Source organism: Cellulomonas pasadenensis (genome assembly GCF_047229365.1).
In the GTDB taxonomy this organism is placed as follows: Bacteria; Actinomycetota; Actinomycetes; order Actinomycetales; family Cellulomonadaceae; genus Cellulomonas.
Genome location: NZ_JBFTEP010000115.1, coordinates 1 through 11,421, shown reverse-complemented (window position 1 = coordinate 11,421; position 11,421 = coordinate 1). Strand labels below are relative to the sequence as shown.

At 75.4% G+C, this 11,421-nt stretch carries 9 protein-coding genes; 4 read left to right on the top strand and 5 right to left on the bottom strand.

What is annotated here, in order from left to right; translation table 11 throughout:
* Together AB6N23_RS14405 and AB6N23_RS14400 are read left to right on the top strand one after the other, a co-directional pair.
* Nucleotides 1–2,268, top strand: a 2,268-nt coding sequence (locus AB6N23_RS14405; RefSeq protein ID WP_412866704.1) for a glycoside hydrolase family 3 N-terminal domain-containing protein, incomplete at its 5' end; no start/stop codon positions are given.
* Between the two features lie 33 nt (nucleotides 2,269–2,301).
* Nucleotides 2,302–4,665, top strand: a complete 2,364-nt coding sequence (locus tag AB6N23_RS14400; RefSeq protein ID WP_412866703.1) for a glycoside hydrolase family 3 N-terminal domain-containing protein — start codon at nucleotides 2,302–2,304, stop codon at nucleotides 4,663–4,665.
* 67 nt (nucleotides 4,666–4,732) lie between these two features.
* Here AB6N23_RS14400 and AB6N23_RS14395 read toward each other — a convergent pair whose 3' ends face one another.
* A complete protein-coding gene (locus AB6N23_RS14395) occupies nucleotides 4,733–5,656 on the bottom strand; it encodes an NADP-dependent oxidoreductase (RefSeq protein WP_412866702.1) in 924 nt (307 codons plus the stop codon).
* Between the two features lie 107 nt (nucleotides 5,657–5,763).
* Here AB6N23_RS14395 and AB6N23_RS14390 point away from each other — a divergent pair, with 107 nt between their 5' ends.
* Nucleotides 5,764–6,642 carry an oxygenase MpaB family protein gene (locus AB6N23_RS14390; protein ID WP_412866701.1) on the top strand — a complete coding sequence of 293 codons (879 nt, stop codon included), beginning with the start codon at nucleotides 5,764–5,766 and terminating at the stop codon, nucleotides 6,640–6,642.
* 123 nt (nucleotides 6,643–6,765) lie between these two features.
* On the top strand, nucleotides 6,766–7,224 hold the full coding sequence (locus tag AB6N23_RS14385) for an ATP-binding protein (RefSeq protein WP_412866700.1): 459 nt from the start codon (nucleotides 6,766–6,768) through the stop codon (nucleotides 7,222–7,224).
* A gap of 116 nt (nucleotides 7,225–7,340) precedes the next feature.
* On the opposite strand, the gene AB6N23_RS14380 is transcribed toward AB6N23_RS14385, so the two are convergent.
* The 4 genes from AB6N23_RS14380 to AB6N23_RS14365 all read right to left on the bottom strand — a co-directional run.
* Nucleotides 7,341–8,087, bottom strand: coding sequence for a glycerophosphodiester phosphodiesterase (locus AB6N23_RS14380; protein ID WP_412866699.1), 747 nt, complete (start codon nucleotides 8,085–8,087; stop codon nucleotides 7,341–7,343).
* Nucleotides 8,084–9,454 carry an ABC transporter substrate-binding protein gene (locus AB6N23_RS14375; RefSeq protein ID WP_412866698.1) on the bottom strand — a complete coding sequence of 457 codons (1,371 nt, stop codon included), beginning with the start codon at nucleotides 9,452–9,454 and terminating at the stop codon, nucleotides 8,084–8,086. Before AB6N23_RS14375 ends, AB6N23_RS14380 begins: the two co-directional genes overlap by 4 nt.
* A 132-nt stretch (nucleotides 9,455–9,586) precedes the next feature.
* Nucleotides 9,587–10,510, bottom strand: a complete 924-nt coding sequence (locus AB6N23_RS14370) for a carbohydrate ABC transporter permease (protein WP_412866697.1) — start codon at nucleotides 10,508–10,510, stop codon at nucleotides 9,587–9,589.
* The coding region (locus AB6N23_RS14365; protein WP_412866696.1) for a carbohydrate ABC transporter permease at nucleotides 10,507–11,421 on the bottom strand (915 nt) is incomplete at its 5' end. The genes AB6N23_RS14370 and AB6N23_RS14365, both read right to left, overlap by 4 nt.

Below are 11,421 nucleotides of genomic sequence, written 5' to 3'. Positions count from 1 at the left end.
GCGTACGAGTCGCGGGGGCTGGGTTTGTTGTATACGAGCCTGGGCGCGCCCACCGACCCGGGGGCCGCCGCGGCGGCCGAGGCGGTGCCCGCCGCGGCGGACCCCGCCGCCGCCCCGCCCTACCTCGACCCGGCGCTGCCGGTCGCGACGCGCGCCCAGGACCTGCTCTCGCGCATGAGCCTGAACGAGAAGATCGGCCAGATGACCATGGTCGGCACCCGGTGGATCACCTCGGGCGCCCTCTCGGGAGGCGGCGTCGGGTTCGTCTTCGCGGGCGGCAGCTCCACGGTGTCGCCGAACACGCCGACCGGGTGGGCCGACCGGTACGACACGCTGCAGCGCGCGGCGCTCTCGAGCCGGCTCGGCGTGCCGATGCTCTTCGCCGCCGACGCGGTGCACGGGTTCGGCAACCTGCCGGGCGCGACGATCGTGCCGCACCAGATCGGGCTGGGCGCGACGCACGACCCCGCCGTGGTGGGGCGCGTGGGCGACCTCGTGGCGCGCGAGCTGTCCGCGATGGGCGTCGACCTGAGCTTCTCGCCGGTGGTCGCCGTCGCGCGGGACGACCGGTGGGGGCGCACGTACGAGTCGTTCGGCGAGGACCCGGCGGCCGTCGCCACGCTCTCCGCCGCGCTGGTCCGCGGCCTGCAGGGCGCGTCGGTGGCGGACCGCGACCAGGTCCTCGCCAACGCGAAGCACTACCTCGCCGACGGCGGCACCACGGGCGGCGAGGACCGCGGCGACGCGGCGCTCACGGACGCGCAGGTCCGCGCGGTGCACCTGCCGCCGTTCCGGGCCGCCGTCGACGCGGGCGCGGCGACGGTGATGGTCAGCTACTCCTCGATCCGCGGCGAGCGCGTGCACGGCTCGCGGCGGTGGATCACGGACGTGCTCAAGGGCGAGCTGCGCTTCGGCGGCGTCGTGATCTCCGACTACGGCGGCATCGACTACCTCGACGGCGACCGGTACGACGTGTCGGGCTACGACGTGCGCACCGCGATCAACGCGGGCGTCGACGTCGTCATGGTCCCGGACGACTGGCAGCACTTCCGCTCCGTCGCCGTGGCGGAGGTGCAGGCCGGCCGCATCCCGGTGTCGCGCGTCGACGACGCGGTGCGGCGGGTGCTCACGGCGAAGATCGCGAAGGGGCTGCTGGAGCAGCCGCTCGCCGACCGGGCGCGGCTCGGCGAGATCGGGTCGGCCGCGCACCGGGCGGTCGCGCGCGAGGCGGTGCGCGGGTCGGTCGTCGTGCTGAAGAACGAGTGGGGCGTGCTGCCGCTGCCGACGAGCGCCAGCCGCATCCTGGTCGCGGGCGTGGCCGCGGACGACGTCGGGCGGCAGTCCGGCGGGTGGACGCTGGGCTGGCAGGGGGCGCCGGGCAACGCGATGCCGGGCACGACGATCCTCGAGGGCGTGCGCGCCGCGGCGTCGGGCACGGTGACGTACTCGCCCGACGGCTCGGCCGCCGACGGCAGCTACCAGAGCGCGGTCGTGGTGGTCGGGGAGGAGCCGTACGCCGAGTACGAGGGCGACGCGACGGGCGACATGCGCCTGTCCGCGCGCGACCGCGCCGTCATCGACCGCGTCGCGGCGGCGGGCGTGCCGATCACGCTCGTGCTGCTCACCGGGCGCCCGCTCGACGTCAACGAGGAGCTGCACCGGGTGCGCGCGGCGGTCGTCGCGTGGCTGCCCGGCACGGAGGGCGACGGCGTCACCGACGTGCTGTTCGGCGACGTCCTGCCGACCGGCACGCTGCCGGTGACCTGGCCGTACGACGCGGTGCAGCAGCCGATCAACGCGGGCGACGGCAAGAACGCGCTCTTCCCGCTCGGGCACGGGCTGCGGTACCCGACGTCGCAGTCCGCGTACGCGACGATCGGCGCGGCGCTGTACGACGACCAGCGCGGCACGCAGGTCGAGGCGTGCACGGACACCGGCTGCGGGCAGGCCGTGGCGCACCTGGCGGACGGGGACTTCGTCGGCTGGTTCGACGTCGACCTCGGCGCCACGTCGCCGCGCAGCGTGAGCGTGCGGGTCGCGTCCGGCGCGACCGCGTCCGGGACCCTCGAGGTCCGCCGGGACACGAACCGCGGCCCGCTGCTGGCCCGCGTGCCGATCTCGCCGACCGGCGGGTGGCAGCGCTGGGAGACGCGCACGGTCCCGCTGACGGGCTCCGCCACGGGCGTGCGCCGTGTGTACCTGCAGGTCGTCGGCCCGGCGAGCGGCGCCGAGGTCGGCAACGTCGGCTGGCTGCGCTTCGCCCGCTGACGCGTCCACGAGCCGCGCCACCAGGGGGACACCATGACCGCCACCGACCGTCGGGGCGCCGCGCGCGCCCGCACGCGCACCCGGACCCGTACCCGGGCCCTGACCCGCGCCCGCGCCCGCACCCTGCTCGCCGGGACCGCCGCCGTGGCCGTCGTCGTGCCGCTGCTCGCGCTGCCCGCCGCCCCGCCGGCGCACGCCGCTCCACCCCTGCACGCCGCTCCACCCCGGCACGCCGCGGCGACCGCGCCGTACCGGGACCCGGCGCTGCCGGCCGCCGCCCGCGCGGACGACCTGCTCGCGCGCATGACGCTCGACGAAAAGATCGGCCAGATGACGCTCGTCGAGCGCAAGTGGCTCACGGCGGAGGCGCTGTCGAGCGGGTGGGTCGGCGTCGGGTTCTCGTCGGGGTCGTCGGAGCCGGCGAGCAACACGCCGACCGGCTGGGCGGACCTGTACGACGGACACCAGCGCTCGGCGCTGGGCAACCGCCTCGGGATCCCGATGCTCTACGCGGTCAACGCGGTGCACGGGTTCGGCAGCCTGCGCGGCGCGACGGTCGTGCCGCACCAGATCGGCCTGGGCGCCACCGGCGACCCGGCCCTCGTCGAGGACCTCGGCCGCATGGTCGCGCGCGAGATCACGGCGCTCGGGATGGACGCGAGCTGGTCGCCCGTCACGGCGGTCGTGCGCAACGACCGGTGGGGCCGCACGTACGAGTCGTTCGGCGAGGACCCCGCCGCGGTCGCCACGCTCTCGGCGGCGTACGTGCGGGGGTTCCAGGGCGCCTCGGTCGCCGACCGCGACGCGGTGCTCGCCGGCGCCAAGCACTACCTCGGCGACGGCGGCACGACCGGCGGCGTGGACCGCGGCGACACCGCGCTGACGCGGGCGCAGGTGGAGGCGCTGCACCTGCCGCCGTTCCGGGCGGTCGTCGACGAGGGCGTCGGGGTCGTCATGGCGTCGTTCTCGTCGATCTCCGGCGAGCGCGTGCACGGCTCCCGGTACTGGGTCACGGACGTGCTCAAGGGCCGGCTGGGCTTCGACGGGTTCGTCGTCTCCGACTACGGCGGCATCGACTTCCTCGACGGCGACGCGAGCAGCATCTCGGCGTACGACGTGCGGACCTCGATCAACGCGGGCATCGACCTCGTCATGGTCCCGGACGAGTGGCGCGCGTTCCACGCGCTCGTGGTCCGGGAGGTCGAGGCGGGCCGGATCCCGACGTCCCGCATCGACGACGCGGCGCGGCGCGTGCTGATCGCGAAGTTCCGCAAGGGCCTGTTCGAGGCGCCGTTCGCGGACCGGTCGCGGCTCGGCGAGGTCGGGTCGGCCGCGCACCGCGCGCTCGCGCGCCGGGCGGTCGCCGCGTCCGTCGTCGTCCTGAAGAACGACTGGGGCGTGCTGCCGCTGCCGCGCAGCGCGAGCAAGGTGCTCGTCGCGGGCGTGGCGGCGGACGACGTCGGCCGGCAGTCGGGCGGCTGGACGCTGGGCTGGCAGGGGCAGACCGGCAACGCGCAGCCCGGGACGACGGTCCTCGAGGGCGTGCGCGCGGCGACGACGGGGACGGTCACGTACTCGCCGGACGGCACCGCCGCCGACGGCAGCCACCAGAGCGCGGTCGTCGTCGTGGGCGAGGACCCGTACGCCGAGTGGCACGGGGACGACGCGGGCGACATGCGCCTGTCCGCGCGCGACCGCGCCGTCATCGACCGCGTCGCGGCCGCCGGCGTCCCGATCACGCTCGTGCTGCTCTCCGGGCGCCCCCTCGACGTCAACGAGGAGCTGCACCGGGTCCGCGCGGCCGTCGCCGCGTGGCTGCCGGGCACCGAGGGCGACGGCGTGACCGACGTGCTCTACGGCGCGGTCCCGCCGACCGGCCGGCTGCCCGTGACGTGGCCGTACGACGCCGTGCAGCAGCCCATCAACGCCGGCGACGGCAAGAACGCGCTGTTCCCGCTGGGGCACGGGCTCGGCTACCCGGCGACGGCGTCCCCGTACGCGACCCTCGGCGCGTCGTTCTACGACGACCAGCGCGGCACGCAGGTCGAGGCGTGCGCGGACGCCGGCTGCGGGCAGGCCGTCGGGCACCTCGCGCACGGGGACTTCGTCGGCTGGTTCGACCTCGACTTCGGCGCCACGTCGCCGCGGTCGGTGTCGGTGCGCCTGGCGTCCGGCGCGACGGCGTCCGGCACGCTCGAGGTGCGGCGCGACACGAACCTCGGCCCGCTGCTGGCACGCGTGCCGATCAGCCCGACCGGGGGCTGGCAGCGCTGGGAGACGCGCACGGCGGCGCTGACGGGGTCCGCGACCGGCGTCCGCCGCGTGTACCTGCAGGTCGTCGGCCCGACCGGCGGTGCCGAGGTCGGCAACGTGAGCTGGGTGCGGTTCGCCCGCTGACGCGCCACGGGCGGTGGTGCGGCGCGCGCACCACCGCCCGCAGCGGCCCCGGAGCCGTGCCAGGCCGTCAGACCCGGACGACGACCTTGCCGCGCACGTGCCCGCTCGCGCTCGCCTCGTGCGCCGCCGCGGCGTCGGCCAGGTCGAACACCTCGGCGACGTCCACGCGGAGCCTCCCGGCGTCCGCCAGCGCGCTCAGGGCGTCGAGGTCCGCCGTGCTGGGCCGCACCCACACGTAGTGCCCGCCGAGCTCGTCGCGGGCGGCGGCGTCGACGATCGACGCGACCGTCCCGCCGTCGGCGAGCACGGCCCGCGTCGTGGGCACGAGGTCGTCCGAGCCGTAGTCGAGGACGACGTCGACGCCCTGCGGCGCGAGCGCGCGGACCCGGTCGACCAGGCCCTCGCCGTACGCGACCGGCTCCGCGCCGAGGGCGCGCAGGTGGTCGTGGTTCCGCTCGGACGCGGTGCCGATCACGCGGGCGCCGCGCGCTGCGGCGATCTGCACCGCGAACTGGCCGACGCCGCCGGCGGCCGCGTGGACGAGGACCGTCTGCCCCGCCCGCACGCCCGCGCGCTCGATGCTCTGGTACGCCGTGAGGCCGGCGAGCGGCACGGCCGCGGCCTCCTCGAAGGACCACGCCGCCGGCTTGCGGGCGAGCGTCCGGACGGGCGCCGCGACCAGCTCGGCGAACGTGCCGCCCTGCACCCAGTCCTTGCGCACGTACCCGTACACCTCGTCGCCGGCCTGCAGCTCCGGCGTGTCGAGGCCGGGCCGCTCGACGACGCCCGCGACGTCCCAGCCGGGCACGACGGGGAACGTCACGTCCATGACCTGGTCGAGGTACCCGGCGCGCATCTTCCAGTCGACCGGGTTGACCGAGGCGGCACGCACGCGCACGAGGACGCTGTCGGGGCCGACCTTGGGCGTGGGCTGCTCGGTGAGCTCGAGGACGTCGGGACCGCCGTACCGGGCGTAGGTGATGGCTCGCATACCGGGGGCAACGGCACCCGCGGCCGGTGTCTTCCCGGCACGTCGTCGGCACCGCGTCCGGCCGGCGACTCAGCGGGCGCTCAGGTCCGGTCCCGCAGCGTGGGCGCATGACCGTCGACCCCGTGCGGCGCCTGCGGGCGCGCGCCGGCACGGCGCTCTTCCTGCGGGTCGCCGGACCCCACGGCGAGCGCAGCCGCCACCGCATCCACCACCGTCCCGGCCCGCGCTGGTTCGCGCCCGACGCCGCGATCCGCCAGGTGCACGGCGACGCGTCGATGTTCGTCGGCGGACTGCGGTCGCTGCTGCTGCAGTCGCTGCACCCCGCGGCGATGGCGGCGGTCGCCGAGCACTCCGGCTACCGCGCCGACCCGTGGGGACGGCTGTCGCGCACGAGCACGTTCCTCGCGGTCACGGTGTTCGGCACGGCGGAGGACGCGCAGGCCGCCGTCGACGCCGTCCGCACCATCCACGGCCGCATCCGCGGCGTGACGGCCGACGGCATCGCGTACGCCGCCGACGACCCGGACCTGCTGCGCTGGGTGCACGTCGCGGAGATCGAGAGCTTCCTCGACGCGCACCAGCGCTACGGCACGGACCCGCTGACGCCCGCGCGCGCCGACGAGTACGTCGCGCAGGCCGCGCGGATCGGGCGCGCGATGGGCGCCGTCGACGTCCCCGAGACCGTCGCCGACCTGCACGCCGCCATCGCGTCGTACCGGCCGGTGCTGCGCGCCACGCCCGCCGCCCTCGACGCGGCGGCGTTCCTGCTGCGCGAGCCGCCCGTCCCGCCGGCGCTGCGGCTCGGCTACACCGCGCTCGCGCAGCCGGCGGTCGCGAGCCTGCCGGCCTGGGCCGTCGACGGGCTCGGGCTGGCACCGGTCGGCAGGGCGCGCGGCACCGCCGCCCACTGGGCGGGGCGGCAGGCGACGCGGACGGTGCGGTGGCTGCTGGCGGGGCAGGACACCGCCGCGGCGCAGGCGGCCTGAGGCCGCGCGCATCCGGGTGCTTTCGCCCACGCGGGGGTGTGGCTCGACGGGCGTCCAGGACGAGCGACGCCTACGGTAGGTGCGCGCGTGAGACCACACGCCACCCACCCCTCGAGGAGTCACGTGAGCGAGCAGCGCACCGACGGTCCGCCGGACGTCGACGACGGGCTGCGCACGTCGCGGCCGCCCGAGGGGTTCGAGCACGTCCGCACGTGGACGCTGGACACCACCGCGGAGCTGTCGCGCCTGCGCCACGAGCTCGCCGCCGCGACCGGGGGCGACCCCGGACGGCTCGACCCGGTGGGCGAGCGCATGGTCCTCATCGCGAGCGAGCTCGCCACGAACGCGCTGCTGCACGGCATCCCGCCGACGTACGTGACGCTGAGCCGGCGCGACCCGCACCTGCTGCTCGACGTCGCCGACCACGACGTGAGCAGCGAGCCCCGGATCGCGGGCGAGCGTGCCGCCGGCATGGGCGGCTTCGGCCTGCAGATCGCCCGCCGCCTCTCGCAGGACGTCGGCTGGTACGCCGACGAGACGACGAAGCACGTCTGGGCGCTCCTGGAGACCCAGCCCGGCTGACGACCCCGACCCGACCCGGCCCCGGCTCCCGACCCTGCCGACGCCGGACCGGCCGCCGTGCAGCACCGCGTGACGCGGGTGCTGCACGACGGCCGGTTCGCGTGCGGGACCGGCCGTCAGGCGACCGGGGTCGGGACGCGGGCCGCCAGCCAGCCGGCCAGGCGGTCCGGCCGGTCGGTGATGACGCCGTCGACCCCGAGGGCGACGGCCGCCGCCCAGTGCTCCGGCTCGTTCAGCGTCCAGACCGTGACCTCACGACCGGCCGCGTGCAGCCGGTCGACGAGTCCCGGGTCGGCCGCGAGCAGCGGCCCGTACGGGTTGCACGTGACGACGTCGAGCTCGGCGCACAGGTCGAGCAGGTCGTCGCGGACCTCGAGGACGAGCAGCCCCCGGCGCAGCCCCGGTGCCGCCTCGCGCAGCGCCGCGACCGTCCCCGGCCAGATGCTCTGCACGACCACGCGGTCCGCGAGGCCCGCTGCGAGCACCGGCTCGGTGACGCCGCGCACCTGCTCGGCCGTCCACGCGCCCTTGACCTCGAGCAGCAGGTCGATGCCGGGCCGGCGCAGCAGCAGGTCGACGACCTCCGCGAACGTCGGCACGCGCTGCCCCGCGTACGCGGGCGCGAACCACGCGCCCGCGTCGAGGGACCGCACGCCCGCCAGGTCCGTGCCGGCGACGGGGCCCGAGCCGGACGTCGTCGCGTCGAGCGTGTCGTCGTGGATGACGACGACCTGCCCGTCGGCGGTCAGCTGCACGTCGATCTCGATCGACCCGGCCCCCGCCCGCCACGCCGCCTCGAACGCCGCGAGGGTGTTCTGCGGCGCGACGGACGAGTTGCCGCGGTGCGCGACGACGACCGTCACAGGTACGGCTCCACGTTCTCGCGGTACGCGGTCTCGATCTTCGGCGTGATCGCCCCGAACGCCTCGGCCGGGTCGGTGCCCTGCAGGACGATCTGCTCGAGGCCCTCGGTGAGGATCGCGTCGGCGCCCGGCACGAACACGCGGATCCAGTCCTGCGAGCGCGCCTTGTCGGCGAGCTGGTCGACCGCGGTGCGGAACTGCGGCTTCTCCGCGTAGACGGCCGTCATCGCGTCGGACTCGACGGCCGACGTGCGCACGGGCATGTAGCCCGTGCTCTGCGAGAAGTACGCCGTCTGGTCCGTGTCCGTGAGGAACTGCAGGAACATCGCCGCGGCGAGCTGCTCCTCCGGCGTCTTCGAGGACGGGATCGCCAGGCCGGTGCCGCCGGTCGGCGTGCCGCCGCCGTCGGGGCCGTCGGGCAGGTAGGCGGTGCCGACCTCGGACGTCGCCGCGTCGAGGATGCCCTTGAGGGAGCCCGTCGAGCCGATCGTCGAGGCGACCGTGCCGGACGCGAAGTCGACCGTCGCGTCCTCGGACACCGTGGCGACCGGCTGCTCGCCGTGGAACAGGTCGCGGACGAACTCGCCCGCCTCGAGCGCCTCGGGCGTGTCGAGCGTCGTCTCCCACTCGTCGGAGTACTGGCCGCCGTGGCCCCAGATCATGTTCTCGAACCACCACGCCGACCACGACGTGCCGACCGACATGCCGAGCGGCGCCGAGTCGGCGGGCAGCTGCGGCTGGAGCTTCCCGGTCCAGGACGCGAGCTCCTCCCACGTCTCGGGGCCGCGGTCGGGCAGGCCGGCGGCGGCCCACATGTCCTTGTTGTAGTAGAAGAGCGGGGTGGAGCGGGCGTACGGCGCGGCCCAGTGCTGCCCGTCGTACTCGTAGTCGCCGTACAGGGCGGGGACGAAGTCGTCGGTCTCCGCATCGAGGTGCTCGAAGACGTCGTCCAGCGGCATGATCTGGTCGTTCAGGTGGTACCGGAACCACCAGACGTCGGACGCGATGACGAGCGACGGCAGCTCGTCCGTCTGCGACGCGGCCTGGAAGCGCTGCGCGACCTCGTCGTAGTTCGCGCCGGCCGTGACGAGGTCGACCGAGATCTCGGGGTGCTCCTCCTCGAAGCGGGCGATGAGCTCCTCCTCGACCGCCTTGGAGGCGCCGGGGTGGTTGCTCCACCACGTGATCTCGGAGGCGGGCTCGACCTGCGACCAGTCGACCTCGGCGGCGGCCTCGCCGGATGCGGACGGGTCGTCGCCGGCCACGCTGGGGGCCGAGCAGGCGGTGAGGGCCAGGGCGCCGACGGCGGCGAGCGCGCCGAGCGCGACGGCGGACGGGCGACGGTTCCGCGCGGTGCGGTGGAACACGGTGTCTCCTCGGGGGTTCTGTGCGGGGGTCGTGCACGGTGCGCGGGCCGGACGGCGCGCGCGGGGGACCGGACCGGGGGCGGTCCGGTGGTCGGGTGGGTGGTGCGCGGGCCGGTGCCCGCGCGGGGCGGGTCAGCCGGTGACGGCGCCCGTCGTGAGGCCGGCGACGAGCCGGCGCTGGAGCAGCAGGAAGACGAGCAGCACGGGGAGCGTCACGACGACGGTCGCGGCCAGCAGCACGCCCCAGTTCGACATGCCGTCGACGTTCTGCAGCAGCGTGAGCCCGACGGGGAGCGTCATCTTGTCCGGGTCGTCGACCACGAGGAACGGCCACAGGTAGTCGTTCCACTCGGTGACGACCGCGACGAGCCCGACGGCCGCGACGGTCGGCAGCGACATCGGCACGACGAACCGCCACAGCCGCCGCCAGTGCCCCGCGCCGTCGAGCTGCGCCGCCTCGAGCACCGACGCCGGCAGCGTGAGGAAGTGCTGGCGGAACAGGAACGTGCCGAACGCGCTGGCCAGGCCCGGTACGAGGATCCCCTGGTACGTGTTGAGCCAGCCGAGGCTCGCGACGAACGTGTAGTTGGGGATGATCGTGATCTGCGGCGGGATCATCAGCGCCGCGATGACGACGAGGAACACCGTCCGCCGGAACGGCACGTCGAGGAAGACCAGCGCGTACGCGCAGCACAGGCCGAGGACGACCTTGAGGCCCGCGCCCGCGACGGTGAGCCCGACGCTGTTCGCGAAGAGCTGCCCGAGCGGGATGGTCTCGGCGGCCTGCGCGTAGCTCGCCACGTCGAACCGCTCCGGCAGCCACTGCAGCGGCGTGCGGTACAGCTCGTCGGGGCGCTTGAGGCTCGCGAGCGCCATCCACAGCAGGGGCATGCCCAGCACGACGGCCGCGACGGCCATCGCGAGCACGCCGCCGCCGTCGAGCAGCAGGGCGCGCAGGGAGCGGCCGCGGCGGGTGGCGGGCGCCGGTGCGGGCGCCGCCGGCGGGGGCGACGCGGGTGCGGGCGGGGCGGGGCGCGGGGGCGTCTGGACGCTCATGCGTAGTGGACCTTCCGCTCGACGTAGCGCAGCTGGACCGCGGTGACCGCGAGCAGGAGGACGAACAGGATCGTCGCGCCGGCCGACGCGTACCCCGCGCGGCCGTTGACGAACCCCTCCTGGTAGATCTGGTACATCAGCGTCGTCGTGCTGCCGAGGGGCCCGCCCTGCGTCATCGCCTTGATGATGTCGAAGGACTGCAGCGACGCCAGCAGCATCGTGACCAGCAGGAAGAACGTGGTCGGCGCGAGCAGCGGCAGCACGACCGAGCGCAGCGTGCGGGCGGGCGTGGCGCCGTCGAGCGCGGCGGCGTCCTTGAGGTCCTGCGGCACGGCCTGCAGCCCGGCCAGGTAGATGAGCGCGACGTACCCGAGGTTCTTCCACAGGTAGACGACGACCACCATGACGAGCGGCCACGGCGGCGTCGTGTACCACTGCGGCGACGCGGCCCCGAACCAGCCGAGCACCGTCGACATCAGCCCGTACCGGGGGTCGAAGATGAACAGCCAGAGGATGCCGACGGCGTACCCGGAGAGCACGTACGGGGCGAACGCCACCGTGCGGGCCAGGCCGCGGCCGGGGAGCCTGCGGTCCAGCAGCAGCGCGAGGCCGAGACCGAGCAGGAGCGCCCCGCCGACCGTCGTGACCGTGAACACGGCCGTCGTCGTGAGGACCCGTGCGGTGGAGTCGGCGGTGAACCACTCGACGTAGTTGCCGAGGCCGACGAAGCGGGCCACGGGCGAGCCGAGGTTCCACTGCATCGTCGAGAGGTAGAAGCTCTCGACGAGCGGGCGGTACACGAACAGCACGAGCAGCACGACGTTGGGGCCGGCGAGCAGCGCGAACCACGCGAGCGAGCGGCGCCGGCGGGCGGCGCACCTGCTCCGCGTCGAGGGTGTCGAGGCGGCGGC

What these genes read in the sequence shown, in the direction of transcription:
- AB6N23_RS14400 (WP_412866703.1), top strand. Translation starts at nt 2,302, where the DNA reads ATGACCGCCACCGACCGTCGGGGCGCCGCGCGCGCCCGCACGCGCACC.
- AB6N23_RS14395 (WP_412866702.1), bottom strand. Translation starts at nt 5,656, where the DNA reads ATGCGAGCCATCACCTACGCCCGGTACGGCGGTCCCGACGTCCTCGAG.
- AB6N23_RS14390 (WP_412866701.1), top strand. Translation starts at nt 5,764, where the DNA reads ATGACCGTCGACCCCGTGCGGCGCCTGCGGGCGCGCGCCGGCACGGCG.
- AB6N23_RS14370 (WP_412866697.1), bottom strand. Translation starts at nt 10,510, where the DNA reads ATGAGCGTCCAGACGCCCCCGCGCCCCGCCCCGCCCGCACCCGCGTCG.